The organism is Pseudomonas sp. ADAK2, from assembly GCF_012935755.1.
Taxonomy (GTDB): Bacteria; Pseudomonadota; Gammaproteobacteria; order Pseudomonadales; family Pseudomonadaceae; genus Aquipseudomonas.
In genome coordinates this window covers 653,948-672,190 of record NZ_CP052862.1, presented here as the reverse complement: position 1 = coordinate 672,190, position 18,243 = coordinate 653,948, and the positions used below count along the sequence as shown (strand labels likewise).

Sequence of the window (18,243 nt, the reverse complement as noted above, 5' to 3'; positions counted from 1 at the left end):
GTAAAGATATTGTCCAGACTCGCTGAATTTCGTGCAGCTGAAAAGGCTCTTCAAGAACAGCTCAAGCAGCTCGAATCCTTGAAGAACGATGCCGGGCTCAAGAAAGAAATCGAATTCGAAGAAAAGCTCCAGGGGCTGATGAAAACCTACGGCAAAAGCCTGCGCGACATCATCGCCATTCTCGATCCGAACCCGGCTAAATCGGGCCTGCAACAGGCAGCAGCGCCTAAAACCCGACGTGCCCGCGTCGTCAAGGTCTATCACAACCCGCACACCGGTGAACTGATTGAAACCAAGGGCGGCAACCACCGCGGCCTGAAAGCCTGGAAAGAACAGTACGGTGCCGCCACCGTCGATTCCTGGTTGCGTGGCTAACCCTTCGCGGCAACAAAGAAAAGCCCTGCTAATGCAGGGCTTTTTTATGGACAATATCTAACAAATGCAACGATAGTCGCCCATCAAGTTGGAAACGCCTAGTAACGGGGACAGCCACCTCCGCCGGTGCTCGATACTTGCCGGCAAACTTTGTGTTTAATCCCTTTGGGCATGTAAAAGCCGGACCTGCCAAAACCCGTTGCCGCTCAATTCTTCATCTAAAGTTTCAAGCTGTTGCGGGCAGCCGCTATTTCGTCCTGACTTGCCTTATAAACCTCAGCCTGCCCCGCGTAGGAAAGAACATAGGCCCTGTCCGCTTCCACAGCCGCGACCAATGTTTGAGACAGCACATGTCGACCGTTCTGAGTGACCGTACAAGTGGTTTCAAGCGCTGACAGTCGGCTCAACATCGTGGGGTGAATCCGGTTACAGACACTTTGATACCCGCCCTGGAAAAAGTCCTTTTGCAACGACTTGCGCATTTCCAGCAACACACCCTGCAAGTTCACCTGGTGGTCGCTTTCCACCGGGGTCATCGTCAGTTCCATCACCAGCACCTGATTGCCATCGGCGTCGTTTTTTACTGCGCGCTGGCGGGACACCTGCGGCGTGGCGTCATTTGGCGTAATGACTTCCACCTCCCAGCCACTGGGCCAGGTAATGCTCGGGGTGTCGGCCTGCGACGCCGTGGCCAGCGCCAACAAACCCATGAAAACGAATAGCGATGCAAACGGTCGGATCATTACGAGAGGTACTCACAGATTGAGCCACAAAGTCTGAGCCTCACCCGCCCGACAGGCAATAGCCGGGCGTTTTGGTTTGGCGATGCCGGGCCGCTTGCGTATCATTGCGACCATCGCCAGCCCCACTTATTTTCCGGAGGGCCCATGAGCCTGCACGAATTGAACACCTTCCCCGGCGTCACCGCCCAACCTGATACCGCTACCCAGAAGTTCGTCTTCAACCACACCATGTTGCGGGTCAAGGACATCACCAAATCCCTGGATTTCTACACACGCATCCTCGGTTTCTCGCTGGTTGAAAAGCGCGACTTCCCGGAAGCCGAGTTCAGCCTGTACTTCCTCGCACTGGTCGATAAAAACCAGATCCCGGCCGATGCGGCGGCACGTACCGAGTGGATGAAGTCGATCCCCGGCATTCTGGAACTGACCCACAACCACGGCACCGAGAACGATCCGGAATTTGCTTACCACAACGGTAACACCGACCCGCGTGGCTTCGGTCATATCTGCATTTCGGTGCCGGACATCCGCGCCGCGTGTGAGCGTTTCGAAGCGCTGGGCTGTGATTTCCAGAAGCGCTTGAACGATGGCTGCATGAAGAGCCTGGCGTTTATCAAGGACCCGGATGCTTACTGGGTCGAGATCATTCAGCCGGCGCCGATGTAAAAATACACCACCGCCGATCGTTCCCACGCTCTGCGTGGTAACGATCAGCGGCGTAGGAACGATCAGCATCAGGCACAAAAAAACCCCATGATCACTCATGGGGTTTTGTGTTTTCAGCGTTGGCGTTTAAGCCGGGGCCGAGGTCCGGATCAGGTGATCGAATGCACTCAGGGAAGCCTTGGCGCCCTCGCCCACCGCAATCACGATCTGCTTGTACGGCACGGTGGTCACGTCACCAGCGGCGAACACACCTGGCAGCGAGGTTTCGCCACGCGCATCGACAATGATCTCGCCACGAGGCGTCAGCTCGACGGTGCCTTTGAGCCAATCGGTGTTAGGTAACAGGCCGATTTGCACGAAGATCCCTTCCAGCTCGACCGTGTTGAACTCACCCGAATCGCGATCCTTGTAGACCAGACCGGTCACCTTCTGGCCATCGCCTTTCACTTCGCTGGTCAGCGCGCTGGTGATGACGTTGACGTTCGGCAGGCTGTACAACTTGCGTTGCAGTACGGCATCGGCGCGCAGCTTGCTGTCGAATTCCAGCAGCGTAACGTGGCTGACAATACCCGCCAGGTCGATGGCTGCTTCGACGCCGGAGTTACCGCCACCGATCACCGCCACTCGCTTGCCCTTGAACAACGGACCATCGCAGTGCGGGCAGAAGCACACGCCCTTGGCCTTATATTCCTGCTCGCCCGGCACACCCATTTCGCGCCAGCGGGCGCCGGTGGCGAGGATCAGCGCCTTGGTTTTCAGGCTGGCACCGCTTTCAAAGCGCACTTCGTGCAACTCGCCGACATTCTTCGCCGGGATCAACGCGGTAGCCCGTTGCAGGTTCATGATGTCAACGTCGTACTGCTTGACGTGTTCTTCCAGGGCGCTGGCCAGTTTCGGCCCTTCGGTTTCCTGCACGGAGATGAAGTTCTCGATGGCCATGGTGTCCAGCACCTGACCACCAAAACGCTCAGCCGCCACACCGGTACGAATGCCTTTACGAGCCGCGTAGATCGCCGCCGAAGCACCGGCCGGACCACCGCCGACGATCAATACATCAAAGGCTTCTTTGGCGCTGATTTTTTCGGCCTGGCGCTCGGCACCGCTGGTGTCGATCTTGGCGAGGATTTCTTCGAGGCCCATGCGGCCCTGGCCGAAGAGTTCGCCGTTGAGGTAGATGCTCGGCACGGCCATGATCTTGCGGTCATCGACTTCAGCCTGGAACAGCGCACCGTCGATGGCGACGTGGCGAATGTTCGGGTTCAGCACAGCCATCAGGTTCAGCGCCTGGACCACGTCCGGGCAGTTCTGGCAGGACAGCGAGAAGTACGTCTCGAAGCTGAACTGGCCTTTGAGTGAGCGGATCTGTTCGATCACTTCAACGCTGGCTTTCGAAGGGTGGCCGCCGACTTGCAGCAAGGCCAGCACCAACGACGTGAATTCGTGGCCCATCGGGATGCCAGCGAAACGCAGGCTGATGTCAGCTCCCGGGCGGTTGATCGAGAACGATGGTTTGCGAGCATCATCACCGTTGTCGAGCAAAGTAATTTGAGTGGAAAGACTGGCAACGTCTTTCAGCAGTTCAAGCATTTCCTGGGATTTCGCACCGTCGTCGAGGGAGGCAACGATCTCGATCGGCTGGGTGACCCGTTCCAGGTACGATTTCAACTGGGCTTTAAGATTGGCGTCCAACATACGGGCGATTTCCTTTATTTGTGGCGAAAAAAAACGCCCGAGCGAATCTCGCCCGGGCGTTTTTATTGGGCGGTTGCAGCTTACTGAGGTGCGGAAACCCGCCCTGATATTGCTGGTGTCACAGACTTAGATCTTGCCGACCAGGTCCAGGGACGGAGCCAGGGTGGCTTCGCCTTCTTTCCACTTGGCTGGGCAGACTTCGCCCGGGTGAGCAGCAACGTACTGAGCGGCCTTGATTTTGCGCAGCAGCTCGGAAGCGTCACGACCAACACCGCCGTCGTTCAGTTCGACGATTTTGATCTGGCCTTCAGGGTTGATCACGAAGGTGCCACGATCAGCCAGGCCAACTTCTTCGATCAGCACGTCGAAGTTGCGGGAGATGGCGTGGGTCGGGTCGCCGATCATGGTGTATTCGATTTTGCCGATGGCTGGCGAAGTGTTGTGCCAGGCAGCGTGAGCAAAGTGGGTATCAGTGGAAACGCTGTAGATTTCGACGCCCAGTTTCTGGAACGCGCCGTAGTTGTCGGCCAGGTCTTCCAGTTCGGTTGGGCAAACGAAGGTGAAGTCGGCTGGGTAGAAGAACACGACCGACCACTTGCCTTTCAGGTCAGCGTCCGACACTTGTACGAAGTCGCCATTTTTGTAAGCGGTAGCTTTGAACGGTTTTACTTGGCTGTTGATGATAGGCATCGGTGACTCTCCGTCAGGGTTGAAAAGTTTGGGTTGAGAAGTTGATGTGGTGAATCCTACCCACTCGATGGCCGGATGGCTCATTGGCAAAGCTCATGCTGCTCATTGGTTTTCGCTATTAGCCGACAGTATTAATAGAAGAAAACTTACTGAGCAGCGCCAATGGTTTTTTCCGCGAGGGGTGTCATCCCGAGAAACGGGCTGGCTTCAACATAGCGCATGGCGGATTTCATATCCTTCCAGCCCACGTAGCTCATCAACGACTTCAAATCCCAACCACTTTGATGGGCCCATGTTGCAAAACCGCGTCGCAAGGAGTGACTGGTGTAGTGCTCGGCGGGAATTCCGGCGCGCTCCAGCGCCTGGCGCAGCAGCGGAATCACGCTGTTGGCGTGCAAACCCTCCTCGCTCAGATGGCCCCAACGGTCGATACCGCGGAACACCGGCCCGCGAACCAATGCCGCTTCGGTGATCCAGTTGATGTAGGCCTGCACTGGACACAAACGCTGCAACGCCGGGGTCTGGTAGGTCTTGCCGAGGTTTTCGCGGTCGCTCTTGCTGCGTGGCAGGTAGAGCGTGATGCCGGACTGGGCGATGGCCTTTACGTGCTCGATTCGCAAACGGCACAACTCATCACTGCGAAAGCCACGCCAGAAGCCCAGCAGGATCAACGCCGTATCGCGCCTTGCTCTCAGCAAGCCGGGTTGATCACCTTCAGTGCGGGCGGTTTGAGCTTCCTGCTCCAGCCACGCCACCACTTGTTCCAAGTGCTGAAGCTGCAATGGCTCGGCCTGTTTCTCCTGGGCCGGGTGCAACGCGCGAATCCCCTTGAACACCTGACGCACCACCGGCGCCTTGGTCGGATCGGCAAAGCCTTGGCTGTTGTGCCATTGCGCCAACGCTGAGAGGCGCAGTTTCAGCGTATTGATCGACAGCACGCCCGCATGTGCGACCAGGTAGCGCGCGACGCTGTCGCTCGTCGCCGGCAGGAACCCACCCCAACTGACTTCGAAGTGCTCGATGGCCGCCCGGTAGCTGCGGCGGGTGTTGTCGCGGGTGGCGGCTTGCAGGTAGCGATCCAGATCGGTCATGGGCTCAACTCTTGAAAACGTACCGCTTTGGCGGGTGAAAACCCGGCGATCAGCTCATCACACGGGGTAATACCAGTATATCCCGCGTCAAAAACTTAAAGTATTTAACTTTTATTGTGGAATGGTACACTGCGTACTTGATGATATGTACCACAGTACGAAATCGTAGGAGAACTCATGGCTCGTGGCGGCGTAAATAAAGCGGTAGTACAAGCGGCCCGCTCGGCGATCCTCGCCCGCGGCGAAAACCCAAGCATCGATGCTGTACGGATCGAGATGGGCAATACCGGCTCGAAAACCACGATTCATCGCTATTTGAAAGAGTTGGATGGCGGCGCGGAACGCGCTGAAGAAACGGCCGAACCGATTGACGATGAGCTGGCAGGCTTGGTGGCGCGCCTGGCGCAACGCCTCAAGGAACAGGCGCAAGAGCCCATCGATCAGGCGCGCGAGCAGTTCGATCGCCAGCGCAAGGCGCTCGAGTCTCAGCTCGAAGAAGCCCGCGAGGCCAACACCGAACTGCATCAGCAATACGAGATTCAAAGCCTGGCACTGACCCAGGAATCCGATGCGTTGCTGGAAACCCGCTCGATGCTGCAGACCGAGCAGACCCGCAACGCCGGGCTGAATCAGGCGCTGGCAGATTTCGAATTACGTTTGAAAGACAAGGACGAGCAGATCCGCTCCCTTGAAGAAAAGCACCTGCACGCCCGGGAGGCGCTGGAGCACTATCGCAATGCGGTCAAGGAACAGCGCGAGCAGGATCAGCGCCGTCACGAAGGCCAGGTGCAACAGATTCAGATGGAATTGCGCCAGGCCCAGCAAAGCGCCCTCGTTCGCCAGGATGAGATCACCCAGCTGCACCGCGACAACGAGCGTGTGCTGACCGAGAACCGGGGAACGCTGCGCGAGCTGAGTCTGTTGCAGGAGCATCTCAAACAGGCCAATACTCGCCAGGATCAACTGCTGGAGCAAGCCAACCGCGTCGACAGCGAACGCACCCTCCTCCAGGAACGTCTGCGCATTGCGCTGCTGGAAAGCCAGGCGCTCAAGCAGAACGTCGACGAGCAGTCGCAGATCAATCAGTCATTGGAAATCGAATTGGCGAAGACCCAGGCCAGCCTGGATGAAAGCGTGCGCCTGGCGGCGATCGTTGCGACCGCGCCAGACACAGCGAAGGACGATTAACCGGCGACTGGCGTACGCATGGTCACGAACTCTTCGGCGGCCGTCGGGTGCACGCCGATGGTTTCATCGAAATCGCGCTTGGTGGCGCCGGCCTTCAGGGCAATCGCCAGACCCTGGACGATTTCCCCGGCATCCGGGCCGACCATGTGGCAACCCAGGACCTTGTCGGTCTTGGCATCCACCACCAGTTTCATCAGCGTGCGCTCCTGACACTCGGTCAGGGTCAGCTTCATCGGCCGGAAACGGCTTTCGTAGATCACCACTTCGTGCCCGGCTTCCCGGGCCTCCTCTTCGGTCAAACCGACGGTGCCGATGTTCGGCAAGCTGAACACCGCCGTCGGGATCATCTTGTAATCCACCGGGCGATACTGCTCAGGCTTGAACAAGCGACGCGCCACGGCCATGCCTTCAGCCAGGGCAACCGGGGTCAGCTGCACGCGACCGATCACATCCCCCAGGGCAAGGATCGACGGCTCGGCGGTCTGGTATTGCTCGTTCACTTCGACGAAACCCTTCTTGTCGAGTTTGACGCCAGTGTTTTCCAGCCCAAGGTTGTCGAGCATCGGACGCCGGCCGGTGGCGTAGAACACGCAATCGGCTTCCAGCTCGCGACCATCCTTGAGGGTGGCTTTGAGGCTGCCGTCAGCCAGTTTCTCGATACGCTCGATGTCGGCGTTGAATTGCAGATCCATACCGCGCTTGGTCAGCTCTTCCTGCAAGTGCTTGCGCACCGCGCCATCAAAGCCGCGCAGGAACAGATCGCCGCGATACAGCAGCGTAGTTTCGGCGCCCAGGCCATGGAAAATCCCGGCGAACTCGACGGCAATATAACCGCCGCCAACCACCAGTACACGCTTGGGCAATTCTTTGAGGAAGAATGCCTGATTGGAACTGATCGCGTGTTCGTGCCCCGGAATTTCCGGGATCTGCGGCCAGCCGCCAGTGGCAATCAGAATGTTTTTGGCGGTGTGGCGCTCGCCATTGATCTCGACCGTGTGCGGGTCGATGATCTTGGCGTGGCCTTCATGCAGGGTCACGCCACTGTTGACCAGCAGGTTGCGGTAAATGCCGTTCAGGCGATTGATCTCGCGATCCTTGTTGGCGATCAGCGTCGCCCAATCGAATTTCGCTTCACCCAATGTCCAGCCAAAACCGGAAGACTGCTCGAAGTCTTCGGCGAAGTGCGCCCCGTAGACCAGCAGTTTTTTCGGCACGCAGCCGACATTCACGCAGGTGCCGCCCAAGTAGCGACTTTCGGCCACGGCCACTGTCGCACCAAAACCGGCCGCGAATCGCGCAGCCCGCACCCCGCCGGAACCGGCGCCAATCACATAAAGGTCAAAATCGTAGGCCATTTCTATCTCCTCGGCAGGCCATCAGCATACCCGCAGACGCCCGCTGGGCAAACGCTGCGGACAATATGGGGCCGGAAAACGAAAAAACCACCCGAAGGTGGTTTTCTCAGTACAAGTGGGTCAGGCGCTATCAGTAAGCCTTGCCAGTCTTGTAGAAGTTCTCGAAGCAGAAGTTGGTCGCTTCGATGTAGCCTTCAGCGCCACCGCAGTCGAAACGCTTGCCTTTGAACTTGTAGGCAATCACGCAACCGTTTTGCGCCTGTTTCATCAGGGCGTCGGTGATCTGGATTTCGCCGCCCTTGCCTGGCTCGGTTTGCTTGATCAGGTCGAAGATGTCCGGGGTCAGGATGTAACGGCCGATGATCGCCAGGTTCGACGGTGCATCTTCCGGCGCTGGTTTTTCAACCATGTTGCGCACGCGGTAGAGGTCGTCGCCGATCAAGTCGCCAGCGATCACGCCGTACTTGTTGGTTTCCAGCGGATCGACTTCCTGGATCGCGATGATCGAGCAGCGGTACTGCTTGTACAGCTTGACCATCTGGGTCAGGACGCCGTCACCGTCGAGGTTGACGCACAAGTCGTCCGCCAGTACCACAGCGAAAGGTTCGTCGCCGATCAGCGGACGGCCGGTCAGGATCGCGTGGCCCAGGCCTTTCATTTCGGTCTGGCGAGTGTAGGAGAACGAGCACTCGTCGAGCAGTTTACGGATGCCGACCAGGTATTTTTCCTTGTCGGTGCCCTTGATCTGGTTTTCCAGCTCGTAGCTGATGTCGAAGTGGTCTTCCAGAGCGCGTTTGCCGCGACCGGTCACGATGGAGATTTCGGTCAACCCAGCGTCCAGTGCTTCTTCGACGCCGTACTGGATCAGTGGCTTGTTTACCACCGGCAGCATTTCTTTGGGCATGGCTTTAGTCGCTGGCAGGAAGCGAGTACCGTAACCGGCTGCTGGGAACAAGCATTTCTTGATCATATAAGTCCTTGAAAGGGCTGTGTGTACGAGTTTCGGCGCAGTCTAATCAGGCGGCGTGCACCTTACAATGCCCCGCACTGGCTAACCGATGCCATCATAGAGAAATATTCTGGCGGATAGTTCCCATAAGCTTTTATTGATAGCACAGACCACCGGCTTTGCGCCGACCGGCAATCGCACCACCATACGCCCATCAGCCCCCGTTGAGTGCATTTGGCGGTATCATGGCGCGATTGAACCCAGCCAACGAGGCAGATAGATGTCGGTAGCAAAAAGCGTCAACGGGTACCTGATCAATCAGGCGAAAGACGGCCAATGGTGGGTAGACAGCGTCGCTGGCGAGAATATCGCCGGACCTTTCCCGACCGAAGCGTTGGCGATCGAGGTGGCATCGGTGTTGCAAGATCAACCCGCAGGCCCGAAGCGGCGCGGCAAGGACAAGTCCTGACACGCAGCTGATTCGAGCAGCCCTGCCATTGCGCAGGGCTTTTTTATGTTTGCCCGCAACAAAGTGGCCAATCGCTATAACCTTTTGACAGCGCTGCGGTCACAGGCTTAGCCCCATCATCTGACGACGACAACGACATGAACAAACTTCTGGCACTGATTGCGGTACTGGCGCTCACTGGCTGCGCCACCTCCGAAAAGATTTACCTGAACAACGGCGAGCAAGGCCTGACCATCGATTGCTCCGGGGAAGCCAATTCCTGGGCCACCTGCTACGAAAAGGCCGATGACTCGTGTGCCGGCACCGGCTACCGGATCGTTGGCACCGACGGCACCCCGGCCACCAGGGAAAGCGACAAGACGCTGGGCGTCGACGTGGGCAACTTCAAGAACCGCAGCGTGGTGGTGGTCTGCAAGTAAGGCGCCCTGCCCTACATGTGGATTTCGGCAAACTTGATCCCGAGGCCGCGCACGGTCTCGATCAAATCATCCAGGCGACTGAAGGATTCGACTTCATCGTTGTCATCCACCAGGAAATAACTGCGCCCGGCGCTCTTCTTGAAAAACACGATCCATTCCCCCGGATTCGCCGGGTTCTGAATCACGTGGGTGGCAGAGATATGGCCCTCTGCATGGCGCTCCCGAACTTGCTCTCGCTTCATGCGCGGCTCCAGAAATGACAATGCCGCCAAAGCAGTGTTTGGCGGCATCGAGGCTAACAACGACAGTCTATCAGCCGGAAATGCACGCGGTGGCGGCGCGCTGTATATCCTTGGGACGTACCGGCACATTGGACATGCGCTCATGGAGCTTGATGCTGCTGCCGCCGGAGCGATCTTCGATCTCGAAGACCGCTGCCGGACCCGAGGAGAGTTTGCCTGGAACGATCACCCGCACGCCTTCCTTGTGCGGCTCAAGCTGCAAGGCTCCGCGGCTGGAGGCCAGTTTTTCCACCAGGCACTGCGCATACTCATGGGGCTTTTTACCTGAGATCACGCTCATGGTCGGCAGTGTCTCGTTGATTTCTGCGACATTGGCACAACCACTCACCGCCAGCGCTAGCGGCAGGACCAGGACACCCCATTTCATACAAAACCTCCGATAAAGACCCTCCGACAGCGTAATGACTGTTTTTCTCCGAGGCTCGTTGCATTTATCGCTCATAGAATTCCGAATAACCGTTTTTAATTGTCAAACACGACGCCGACAGCCAGATAATAACCCGTTCGGGCTGATAAACTGTGCCAATTGCCCTGCTATCGTTTTGATTTTGTAGAAAAAGCCCTTCTGGAGGCGCCTCATGAAATTTATCCACCAGCGCGAGCACCTCAATGAGGACGACATTGTCGTCATCCAGTGCTCCCAAATGTGCAACATCCGCTTGATGAACGACGCCAATTTCCGCAGCTTCAAGAATGGCGGTCGTCACACTTACCACGGCGGCGCCTTCGACACCTTCCCGGCGCGCATCACTGCACCGAGCACCGGTTTCTGGAACATCACCATCGACATGGTCAACAGCCGCAAGGCCATCAGCGTTACGCGCAAGCCGACCCTGACCCATTCGATCAAGATCGTGCGCCGCTCCAGCACAAAACTGAGCTGAGCAACGCCCTACACGTAAAGAGGCAGTCATGACCGTGGCCCAAACGACCAAGTACGTCATCAAATACAAACTCAACGGCGAGCGCCGCTTCGAGTTCGCCCAGCTTGAAAACGGCACCGAAGCCGAAGCCAAGGCCGCACTGGACGCCATTCATGGCCAGAGCGACGACGTGATCAGCGACATCGCCGTCAGCAAAGCGCTGTAACGCGACCGGGAGCGACAACAGGGATGTCGGCTCCCCCGCCTGAAAAAGTTTGACCGCAAGCGCCGGAGTGTTCGCTCGACCAACGCGCCCTAGTCTGGCTACCTCAACCTTGGGTTCAGGAGTCAGAACATGTCTACTTCCTCGATTCGCTATATCCATGGCACGTGCGCGCTGGGCGATGTGCTGCTGGCCTTCAGTGACAAAGGACTTTGTGCGCTGTTGCTGGGCGATGACCTGGCCAGCCTGGAACAGGATCTGGCGCGGCGATTTGCCGGCAAGTTGCAGCGCGATGAGGGTTTGGCGCCTGCACTTGAGCAAACCCTGCGCCATCTCGACAATCCGCACCTGGCGTTGGATCTGCCGCTGGATCTGGCGGGCAGCGCCTTTCAACGGCAAGTCTGGGAAGCCCTGCGGCAAATCCCGGTCGGACAGACCGCCAGCTATCGCGAAATCGCACAACGTCTCGACCAGCCCCAGGCTTTTCGTGCGGTGGCCAATGCCTGCGGGGCGAACCCGGTGGCGGTGATCGTGCCGTGTCATCGGGTGTTGCGCCAGGATGGAAGCCTTGGCGGTTATCGCTGGGGACTGGAACGCAAACAGCAGTTGCTGGATCGTGAGGCGCAGCCATGAGCAAGCTGGATTGGGCGCTCTTGGAGCAACAGCTGGACCAGGATGGTTGCGCCATTATCCGGTCGTTGGTGAGCCACCAGACTTGTGATGAAATCAGCGCGCTGTACGCCCAACCCGAGCCCTTTCGCTCACAAGTCATAATGGCCCGCCACGGCTTCGGACGCGGGGAGTACAAGTACTTCAAGTACCCGTTGCCGGAACCCGTGGCCAGATTGCGCAAGGTGCTCTACCCGCGATTGGTGCCCATCGCTAATCGCTGGTACGAGCACATGGACCTGCCGACCCGCTTCCCCGACAGCCACGATGCCTTTCTTGAGCGTTGCCATGCCGCTGGTCAGGAGCGACCGACACCGTTGTTGCTGCAATATGGCCCACAAGACTACAACTGCCTGCATCAGGATTTGTACGGTGAACACGTTTTCCCACTGCAAGTGGCGATTTTGCTGTCTGAGCCGGACGAAGACTTCACCGGTGGCGAGTTCGTGTTGACCGAGCAGCGGCCGCGAATGCAGTCGCGGCCTCAGGTGGTCGGATTGAAGAAAGGCGACGGGCTGATTTTTGCCGTCAGCCAGCGTCCGGTCAAAGGCGTTCGCGGCTATTACCGCGTGACGCTGCGCCACGGAGTCAGTCGCCTGCACAGCGGAAAACGGCATACCCTTGGAATCATCTTTCACGATGCGTTATGACACCATGACCCCGACCACCCTCGATCTGTTCGATGACGTCGAACCCGAGCAACCGCCCCGGCGCGAGCAGATCGGCGAACAGTCCTACGTCCTCCGGGGCTTTGCCCTGCCCCTGCTCGACCGGTTGTTGCCGGCATTGGAGGCTGTTCTCCTGGCCGCGCCATTTCGGCAAATGGTCACGCCCGGCGGTTTCACCATGTCGGTGGCCCTGAGCAGTTGCGGCACGCTGGGCTGGACAACTGACCGCAGCGGCTATCGCTACACCCGCCACGACCCGCAAACCGGACAACCCTGGCCAGCGATGCCCGAGGTGTTTTTCGAGCTGGCGCAAGCGGCGGCGCGGGAAGCCGGATTTGCCGATTTCGTGCCGGATTCCTGCCTGATCAACCGCTATGTCCCAGGGGCCAAGATGTCGTTGCACCAGGACAAAGACGAAGGTTCCTACGCGGCGCCCATCGTTTCCGTGTCTCTGGGCTTGCCGGCAATGTTTCTGTTTGGTGGTTTCGAGCGCAGCGACAAGAGCCAGCGAGTGCCGTTGTTTCATGGTGATATCGTGGTGTGGGGCGGCGTCGACCGTTTGCGTTACCACGGCGTATTGCCTATCAAGGAGGGGCAGCATCCGCGACTGGGCGAACAGCGGATCAATTTTACGTTTCGTACCGCTGGCCGAGTTTGACCGCAAGACCCGGAGTGTTGCAGCCTGGCTCGCGGCTTAACCTGTCTGAAACCCGTCAACGGACCTGAAGCCATGACCCTCTCTTCGACCAACATCGCGACCGAGAACGACCCACGCTGGGCCGCCGTCGTCGCGCGCGACCCCAAGGCTGACGGGCAGTTTGTCTACGGAGTGAAAACCACCGGCATTTATTGCCGCCCCAGCAGCCTGGCGCGTCTGCCGAAACCGCAGAACGTCGAATTCTTCGATACCGCCGAGCAAGCCCAGGCCGCCGGTTATCGCCCGAGCAAACGGGCGGCGAAGGATCAAAGCGAGGTCGCCGCACAACATGCCGCGACCGTGGCGGCTGCCTGCCGTCAGATTGAATCGGCAGAAGAACTCCCAACATTGAGTGAATTGGCCGAGGCCGCCGGCTTAAGCAGTTTCCATTTCCATCGCGTGTTCAAAGCCGTGACCGGCCTGACGCCCAAGGGGTATGCCAGCGCCCACCGCTCACGCAAGGTTCGCCAGCGTTTAAGCGACGGCGGCTCGGTGACGGAGGCGTTGTATGACGCGGGCTTCAATTCCAACAGCCGTTTTTATGAGGCCGCGGATCAGTTGCTGGGCATGAAACCCGGCGATTACCGCGCCGAAGGCCAGAACAACGACATTCGCTTTGCCGTTGGTCAGTGCTCCCTCGGGGCAATTCTGGTGGCGCAAAGTGAACGGGGGATTTGCGCGATCCTGTTGGGGGACGATCCGCACCAACTGGTGTGCGATCTGCAGGACAAGTTTCGGCGTGCGAACCTGATTGGCGCCGATCACGGCTTCGAGCAATTGATCGCCCAGGTGGTCGGCTTTATCGAAACGCCGGCCATTGGCCTGGACTTGCCCCTGGACGTGCGCGGCACCGCGTTTCAAGAGCGCGTCTGGCAAGCCCTGCGGGAGATTCCGGCGGGTAGCACGGCCAGCTACGCCGATATCGCCTTGCGTATCGGTTCGCCGAAAGCGGTGCGCGCCGTGGCCCAGGCCTGTGGCGCGAACAGCCTTGCCGTGGCGATTCCCTGTCACCGGGTGGTGCGCAGCGACGGCAACCTGTCGGGTTATCGCTGGGGCGTGGAGCGCAAGCGGCAGTTGCTGGAGCGTGAAACCCAGCCTTAGACGATGCCGATGTGCACCGCTACTGACTCGGGGCCGGTATAGGCTTCAAAGTCGGTAGCAAACTTCGCCGTTTCAGCGGTTAGTTCCGCGCTGTTGCGGGTACGCACCCGCAGCCCGGACACAGTGAACGGGCTACGTAGACTTGTTTGACTTCCATTGCGACGCCATTCCCTTGATTGAGATCTGCGGCCCTGACGAGCCGCAATGGCGCCCACCTTGTCAGCGATTGACGTCGACGACAACCCTTCCCCGCAGTTGACCGGCGAGCAAGCGCGGCGCGGCATCGATCGCTTCGCTCAAGCCGATTTCGTGGCTGATCAGCGGCAACAGGGCAAAGTCCAGATCCTCGGCCAGGCGACTCCAGGCCAGTACACGCTTGGCTTTTGGCTGGGTCACGCTGTTGATCCCGGCGAGGGTCACACCGCGCAAAATGAACGGTGCGACGGAGGCCGGGAAATCCATGCCCTGGGCCAGACCACAAGCGGCGACCGTGCCGTTGGCCTTGGTGCTGGCACAGGCGTTGGCCAAGGTGTGGCTGCCCACCGAATCAATTACCGCAGCCCAACGCTCCTTGGCCAATGGCTTACCCGGCTCGGACAGGGTCGCGCGGTCGATGATTTCGCTGGCGCCTAGCTGTTTAAGGTAATCGTGTTCCGAGGTGCGTCCGGTCGACGCCACCACTCGATAACCGAGTTTGCTTAATAGTGCGATGGCGAAACTGCCGACCCCGCCATTGGCGCCGGTCACCAGCACTTCGCCCTGTGCCGGGGTCACGCCGTTGTGTTCCAACGCCAGGATGCACAGCATCGCCGTGTAACCGGCCGTGCCGATGGCCATGGCCTGCGCCGTGGTGAACGCCTTCGGCAGTGGGATCAGCCAATCGCCATTGAGCCGCGCTTTCTGCGCCAATCCGCCCCAATGCCCTTCACCCACGCCCCAGCCATTGAGTACGACAAGGTCACCAACCTTGTAGTCCGGATGCCCACTGACTTCGACGCTGCCTGCCAGATCAATCCCCGGCACCATGGGGAATTTTCGCACCACCGGACTGCTGCCGGTAATCGCCAGGCCGTCCTTGAAATTCAGCGTGCTGTACGCCACGCGCACCGTCACGTCGCCCTCGGGCAGTTGATCGTCATTGATCTCTTGCAGTGTGGCCCGGTAACCGCTGTCGTCTTTGTCGATCAAAATGCCTTTGAACATCGCTGCCTCCCAATGGGTTCGCTGAGGTTGTGAAGTCATTGAAATAACACAAAGCAACACATTGCCCTACCCGACTTTCATCCAATCCCGATTTCCGGCGAGCGTTTCCCTGACCGGCGGCTATGCTTTTTTTCGCGGCCCTGAAATGCCTGAAAAGCCGCCCTGTCGATGGAGCTGACAATGCCTTACCTTCGCTCGTTAAGCGTTTTGCTGATGCTGTGCCTGTTGGCACTCAGCAACGTCCAGGCAGCGCAGCCGCCCGCCCCTGCCGCTCAAACCGCAGCGGTCCCGACGTGGCCGCAAGTGCTGACCGCCGGCGAGACCAAACTGACGATCTATCAGCCACAACTTGATAGTTGGGACGGCTATACCCTGCAAGCGCGGGCGGCGGTTGAGGCCACCGGGACCGACGGAAAATCCACGTACGGCATCGTGCAATTCAGTGCTCATACCCTCGTGGACAAGGCAACGCGTTGGGTATCCCTCGATCAATACACCCTGACCAAAGCGGATTTCCCGTCCAGCGCAGCGCAGGCCGAGACCTGGGTCGCCGCGCTGAAAAAAGACGCGGCGAGCCGCAAGAAAACCATTTCCCTGGACCAACTCGAGGCCGCGGTCGGCGTGCTCGCGGCCGAGCAGAAATCCAGCGGCGATCCGATCGAAAACACTCCGCCGATCATCATCACCTCCGACGTACCGGCGCTGTTGGTGTACATCGACGGCGAGCCAGCTTATCGGCCGGTGGACGGCACGGCGTTGCAGCGGGTCATCAACACCCGTCCGTTATTGCTCAAGGATGCCCAGGGTAAACATTACCTGCATGTGTTCGACGGCTGGATGGTCGCCGATCAACTGGACGGGCTGTACGCACCGCTGACCTCGCCTTCAGCCGATCTGGAAAAAGCCAAGAAGGCCGCGATCCAGAGTCGTCAGGTCGACTTGCTGACCGGCCAGAGCGACCCGAAGGATAAAATTCCTACGCTGACCAAACCACCAATCCCACAGATCCATATCGCCACGACGCCCACCGAGCTGATCGTCACCGATGGCGCGCCGCAATGGCAGCCGATCCAGGGCACGCAGCTGCTGTATGTGACCAACACCACCGGGCATATCTTCAAGGAAATCGGCGACCAGGACAGCTACGTGCTGATCTCCGGGCGCTGGTTCAAAGCGACCGATATGAAAGGCCCATGGACCTTCGCTCCGGCGGATAAATTGCCCGCCGACTTCGCCAACATTCCCGATGACAGTGCCAAAGAAAACGTCAAAGCTTCGGTGGCCGGTACGCCCCAGGCCCGCGAAGCGGCGATCGCGGCAACCATCCCGCAGACCTCGGCAATCAAGAAAAGCCAAGTGAAAATGACCGCGCCGCAGTTCGACGGGCAACCGCAGCTCAAGGCCATCAGCGGGACGCCGCTGCAATACGTGGTGAACACGCCGACGCCGATCATCATGGTTGATGCCAAGAGTTGGTATGCGGTGGAGAACGGAATCTGGTTCAACGCCACTTCGGCTCAAGGGCCCTGGTCCGTCGCAACGTCGGTGCCAGCGGTGATTTATTCGATTCCGCCCAGCTCGCCGATGCACTACATCACCTACGTGAAAGTCTATGAAGCCAACGGCGATACCGTGGTCGTCGGTTACACGCCGGGATATCAAGGCTCGACAGTGGATCCGGCCAGCGGCGTGGTGGTGTATGGCACCGGTTATCCGTATACGCCGTGGGTCGGCAGTGTCTGGTACGGGCCTCCGGTCACCTACGGGTTTGGCGTCGCGATTCGTTATACGCCCTGGACCGGTTGGACCTTCGGTTTCGGTTTTGGCTGGAGTTGGGGCGGCAGCACCGTGGCCATGGGCTGGGGTTGGGGTGCTTACCCTTGGTGGGGCAATTACGGCTGGGGTTATGCCTGGGGCCCTCGCCTGTACCCGGCGCCGATGCCGTGGGGTGGCGCGGCTTATGGTTATCACGGTGGCGCAGTCGCCTGGGGTCCAGGTGGTTGGGCTGGCAGCACCGGCAACATCTATCGCCAATGGGGTGATCGTGCTTCGGTCAGCCGTTACGGCGCCGGCTACAACGCCTGGACCGGCAATCGCTGGGCCGGTCAGGTCGGTAATTCCTACAACTCGCGCACCGGTATCGCCACGGCCGGCCAGCGTGGCGCGGTGCACAACGTGTACACCGGCAACTACGCCGCCGGACGCAGCGGCGAGATTGTCGGCCCCAATGGCGGCGCGATTGCAGGCGGAAAAGTGACGGCAGGCAACGTGCGCAACGGCACTCAGGTGACCGCCAATCGTGGCGCCGTCTACAACCCCAACACCGGTAACACCACTCAGTACGGCGGCGTACGCGGACGCAACAGCGGCGCCGCTCGTGTGGGTGACAACGTTTACGCCGGGCATGACGGCAACGTCTACAAGAAGACCGATGATGGCTGGCAGTCGATGGTCAAGGGCGGCGGGACACGGGTCAATCCGGCCAACACTGCGCAGTTGCAGAACCTCAATCGTGAATCGGCGGCACGCTCGTTCGGCAACGAACGCTTCAACAATTTCCACGATTCGTCCCGGGTCATGAATCGTTCGTTTGGCGGAGGTGGCGGCGGGCTGCATCGCCGTTGAGTTGATCGTTGATTCATCGCTGAAGGGGCTGCCATGTTTCGTTTTATCAAAACCACTTCATAAACTGCTGCCGATGTTTGCCGAGTACAGCGTCGCCGGGGTGACGCTGCTCACCGTGGTGGCACTCGCGGCACCCTGGCTGCCGCAGGCGTAAACACCTTTCAGCAAAACCGACGCTGGCCATTCAGAAAAACAAACTGGTCCGCCCCCCTTCATTGCTGCTACAAAACGGACATTACCGTCGACGTCGGAGAA

21 protein-coding genes and 1 pseudogene are annotated in these 18,243 nt (G+C 59.1%); 13 read left to right on the top strand and 9 right to left on the bottom strand.

What is annotated here, in order from left to right:
- Positions 1 to 9 precede the first annotated feature (9 nt).
- The gene (locus HKK52_RS03075; RefSeq protein WP_123408041.1) at positions 10 to 375 is read left to right on the top strand and encodes a histone-like nucleoid-structuring protein, MvaT/MvaU family; all 366 of its coding nucleotides are present in this window, start codon (positions 10 to 12) and stop codon (positions 373 to 375) included.
- Between the two features lie 218 nt (positions 376 to 593).
- Here HKK52_RS03075 and HKK52_RS03070 read toward each other — a convergent pair whose 3' ends face one another.
- Positions 594 to 1,118 (bottom strand): DUF4946 domain-containing protein, encoded by a 525-nt coding sequence (locus HKK52_RS03070; RefSeq protein ID WP_169369345.1) that lies wholly within the window; start codon positions 1,116 to 1,118, stop codon positions 594 to 596.
- 144 nt (positions 1,119 to 1,262) lie between these two features.
- Here HKK52_RS03070 and gloA point away from each other — a divergent pair, with 144 nt between their 5' ends.
- Positions 1,263 to 1,784, top strand: a complete 522-nt coding sequence (gene gloA, locus HKK52_RS03065) for a lactoylglutathione lyase (RefSeq protein ID WP_169369343.1) — start codon at positions 1,263 to 1,265, stop codon at positions 1,782 to 1,784.
- 126 nt (positions 1,785 to 1,910) lie between these two features.
- Here the strand turns inward: gloA and ahpF are convergent, their stop codons facing one another.
- The 3 genes from ahpF to HKK52_RS03050 all read right to left on the bottom strand — a co-directional run bounded on the left by ahpF (position 1,911) and on the right by HKK52_RS03050 (position 5,257).
- Positions 1,911 to 3,476 carry an alkyl hydroperoxide reductase subunit F gene (ahpF, locus tag HKK52_RS03060; RefSeq protein WP_169369341.1) on the bottom strand — a complete coding sequence of 522 codons (1,566 nt, stop codon included), beginning with the start codon at positions 3,474 to 3,476 and terminating at the stop codon, positions 1,911 to 1,913.
- A gap of 126 nt (positions 3,477 to 3,602) precedes the next feature.
- Complete coding sequence (gene ahpC, locus HKK52_RS03055; protein ID WP_133836445.1) at positions 3,603 to 4,166, bottom strand: alkyl hydroperoxide reductase subunit C; 564 nt, start codon at positions 4,164 to 4,166, stop codon at positions 3,603 to 3,605.
- A gap of 146 nt (positions 4,167 to 4,312) precedes the next feature.
- The gene (locus tag HKK52_RS03050) at positions 4,313 to 5,257 is read right to left on the bottom strand and encodes a site-specific integrase (RefSeq protein WP_169369339.1); all 945 of its coding nucleotides are present in this window, start codon (positions 5,255 to 5,257) and stop codon (positions 4,313 to 4,315) included.
- 177 nt (positions 5,258 to 5,434) lie between these two features.
- Between HKK52_RS03050 and HKK52_RS03045 the strand changes: the two genes are divergently transcribed.
- A complete protein-coding gene (locus tag HKK52_RS03045) occupies positions 5,435 to 6,445 on the top strand; it encodes a DNA-binding protein (protein ID WP_169369337.1) in 1,011 nt (336 codons plus the stop codon).
- Here HKK52_RS03045 and gorA read toward each other — a convergent pair.
- Together gorA and galU are read right to left on the bottom strand one after the other, a co-directional pair.
- Positions 6,442 to 7,800, bottom strand: a complete 1,359-nt coding sequence (gorA, locus tag HKK52_RS03040) for a glutathione-disulfide reductase (RefSeq protein WP_169369335.1) — start codon at positions 7,798 to 7,800, stop codon at positions 6,442 to 6,444. The two genes, HKK52_RS03045 and gorA, sit on opposite strands and share 4 nt — an antisense overlap.
- Positions 7,801 to 7,930: 130 nt before the next feature.
- Positions 7,931 to 8,770, bottom strand: coding sequence for a UTP--glucose-1-phosphate uridylyltransferase GalU (gene galU, locus HKK52_RS03035; RefSeq protein ID WP_054050566.1), 840 nt, complete (start codon positions 8,768 to 8,770; stop codon positions 7,931 to 7,933).
- A gap of 259 nt (positions 8,771 to 9,029) precedes the next feature.
- On the opposite strand from galU, the gene HKK52_RS03030 reads away from it, so the two are divergent.
- A complete protein-coding gene (locus tag HKK52_RS03030; RefSeq protein ID WP_054050563.1) occupies positions 9,030 to 9,218 on the top strand; it encodes a hypothetical protein in 189 nt (62 codons plus the stop codon).
- A 137-nt stretch (positions 9,219 to 9,355) separates the two neighbouring features.
- Positions 9,356 to 9,637 (top strand): hypothetical protein, encoded by a 282-nt coding sequence (locus HKK52_RS03025; protein WP_169369333.1) that lies wholly within the window; start codon positions 9,356 to 9,358, stop codon positions 9,635 to 9,637.
- 11 nt (positions 9,638 to 9,648) lie between these two features.
- Here the strand turns inward: HKK52_RS03025 and HKK52_RS03020 are convergent, their stop codons facing one another.
- A complete protein-coding gene (locus tag HKK52_RS03020; RefSeq protein ID WP_027922990.1) occupies positions 9,649 to 9,879 on the bottom strand; it encodes a hypothetical protein in 231 nt (76 codons plus the stop codon).
- Between the two features lie 70 nt (positions 9,880 to 9,949).
- The gene (locus tag HKK52_RS03015; protein WP_169369331.1) at positions 9,950 to 10,306 is read right to left on the bottom strand and encodes a hypothetical protein; all 357 of its coding nucleotides are present in this window, start codon (positions 10,304 to 10,306) and stop codon (positions 9,950 to 9,952) included.
- Positions 10,307 to 10,517: 211 nt separating this feature from the next.
- Here HKK52_RS03015 and HKK52_RS03010 point away from each other — a divergent pair, with 211 nt between their 5' ends.
- From HKK52_RS03010 to ada, 6 genes and pseudogenes are all read left to right on the top strand, one after another.
- Entirely contained in the window at positions 10,518 to 10,823 is a 306-nt protein-coding gene (locus HKK52_RS03010) for a DUF1883 domain-containing protein (RefSeq protein WP_054050556.1), read from the top strand.
- A 28-nt stretch (positions 10,824 to 10,851) separates the two neighbouring features.
- Positions 10,852 to 11,028, top strand: coding sequence for a hypothetical protein (locus HKK52_RS03005; RefSeq protein WP_169368737.1), 177 nt, complete (start codon positions 10,852 to 10,854; stop codon positions 11,026 to 11,028).
- A 345-nt stretch (positions 11,029 to 11,373) separates the two neighbouring features.
- Positions 11,374 to 11,658: pseudogene (locus HKK52_RS32900) on the top strand (methylated-DNA--[protein]-cysteine S-methyltransferase); the annotation flags it as partial.
- On the top strand, positions 11,655 to 12,344 hold the full coding sequence (locus HKK52_RS02995; protein WP_169369327.1) for a 2OG-Fe(II) oxygenase: 690 nt from the start codon (positions 11,655 to 11,657) through the stop codon (positions 12,342 to 12,344). The pseudogene HKK52_RS32900 and the gene HKK52_RS02995, both read left to right, overlap by 4 nt.
- Positions 12,334 to 13,020, top strand: a complete 687-nt coding sequence (alkB, locus tag HKK52_RS02990) for a DNA oxidative demethylase AlkB (RefSeq protein WP_169369325.1) — start codon at positions 12,334 to 12,336, stop codon at positions 13,018 to 13,020. Before HKK52_RS02995 ends, alkB begins: the two co-directional genes overlap by 11 nt.
- 72 nt (positions 13,021 to 13,092) lie before the next feature.
- Entirely contained in the window at positions 13,093 to 14,160 is a 1,068-nt protein-coding gene (gene ada, locus HKK52_RS02985; protein WP_169369323.1) for a bifunctional DNA-binding transcriptional regulator/O6-methylguanine-DNA methyltransferase Ada, read from the top strand.
- Between the two features lie 219 nt (positions 14,161 to 14,379).
- On the opposite strand, the gene acuI is transcribed toward ada, so the two are convergent.
- A complete protein-coding gene (gene acuI, locus HKK52_RS02980; protein ID WP_169369321.1) occupies positions 14,380 to 15,363 on the bottom strand; it encodes an acrylyl-CoA reductase (NADPH) in 984 nt (327 codons plus the stop codon).
- Positions 15,364 to 15,543: 180 nt separating this feature from the next.
- On the opposite strand from acuI, the gene HKK52_RS02975 reads away from it, so the two are divergent.
- The gene (locus HKK52_RS02975) at positions 15,544 to 17,988 is read left to right on the top strand and encodes an autotransporter (protein WP_169369319.1); all 2,445 of its coding nucleotides are present in this window, start codon (positions 15,544 to 15,546) and stop codon (positions 17,986 to 17,988) included.
- A complete protein-coding gene (locus HKK52_RS02970) occupies positions 17,954 to 18,142 on the top strand; it encodes a hypothetical protein (RefSeq protein WP_169368736.1) in 189 nt (62 codons plus the stop codon). Before HKK52_RS02975 ends, HKK52_RS02970 begins: the two co-directional genes overlap by 35 nt.
- The last annotated feature ends 101 nt before the right edge of the window (positions 18,143 to 18,243 follow it).

Coding starts and splice junctions, on each gene's coding strand:
- HKK52_RS02975 (WP_169369319.1), top strand. CDS start 15,544: ATGCCTTACCTTCGCTCGTTAAGCGTTTTGCTGATGCTGTGCCTGTTG.
- HKK52_RS03045 (WP_169369337.1), top strand. CDS start 5,435: ATGGCTCGTGGCGGCGTAAATAAAGCGGTAGTACAAGCGGCCCGCTCG.
- galU (WP_054050566.1), bottom strand. CDS start 8,770: ATGATCAAGAAATGCTTGTTCCCAGCAGCCGGTTACGGTACTCGCTTC.
- acuI (WP_169369321.1), bottom strand. CDS start 15,363: ATGTTCAAAGGCATTTTGATCGACAAAGACGACAGCGGTTACCGGGCC.
- HKK52_RS03070 (WP_169369345.1), bottom strand. CDS start 1,118: ATGATCCGACCGTTTGCATCGCTATTCGTTTTCATGGGTTTGTTGGCG.
- ahpF (WP_169369341.1), bottom strand. CDS start 3,476: ATGTTGGACGCCAATCTTAAAGCCCAGTTGAAATCGTACCTGGAACGG.
- HKK52_RS03020 (WP_027922990.1), bottom strand. CDS start 9,879: ATGAAGCGAGAGCAAGTTCGGGAGCGCCATGCAGAGGGCCATATCTCT.
- alkB (WP_169369325.1), top strand. CDS start 12,334: ATGCGTTATGACACCATGACCCCGACCACCCTCGATCTGTTCGATGAC.
- HKK52_RS03010 (WP_054050556.1), top strand. CDS start 10,518: ATGAAATTTATCCACCAGCGCGAGCACCTCAATGAGGACGACATTGTC.
- gloA (WP_169369343.1), top strand. CDS start 1,263: ATGAGCCTGCACGAATTGAACACCTTCCCCGGCGTCACCGCCCAACCT.
- ahpC (WP_133836445.1), bottom strand. CDS start 4,166: ATGCCTATCATCAACAGCCAAGTAAAACCGTTCAAAGCTACCGCTTAC.
- ada (WP_169369323.1), top strand. CDS start 13,093: ATGACCCTCTCTTCGACCAACATCGCGACCGAGAACGACCCACGCTGG.
- HKK52_RS02995 (WP_169369327.1), top strand. CDS start 11,655: ATGAGCAAGCTGGATTGGGCGCTCTTGGAGCAACAGCTGGACCAGGAT.
- HKK52_RS03025 (WP_169369333.1), top strand. CDS start 9,356: ATGAACAAACTTCTGGCACTGATTGCGGTACTGGCGCTCACTGGCTGC.
- HKK52_RS03005 (WP_169368737.1), top strand. CDS start 10,852: ATGACCGTGGCCCAAACGACCAAGTACGTCATCAAATACAAACTCAAC.
- HKK52_RS03015 (WP_169369331.1), bottom strand. CDS start 10,306: ATGAAATGGGGTGTCCTGGTCCTGCCGCTAGCGCTGGCGGTGAGTGGT.
- HKK52_RS03030 (WP_054050563.1), top strand. CDS start 9,030: ATGTCGGTAGCAAAAAGCGTCAACGGGTACCTGATCAATCAGGCGAAA.
- gorA (WP_169369335.1), bottom strand. CDS start 7,800: ATGGCCTACGATTTTGACCTTTATGTGATTGGCGCCGGTTCCGGCGGG.
- HKK52_RS03050 (WP_169369339.1), bottom strand. CDS start 5,257: ATGACCGATCTGGATCGCTACCTGCAAGCCGCCACCCGCGACAACACC.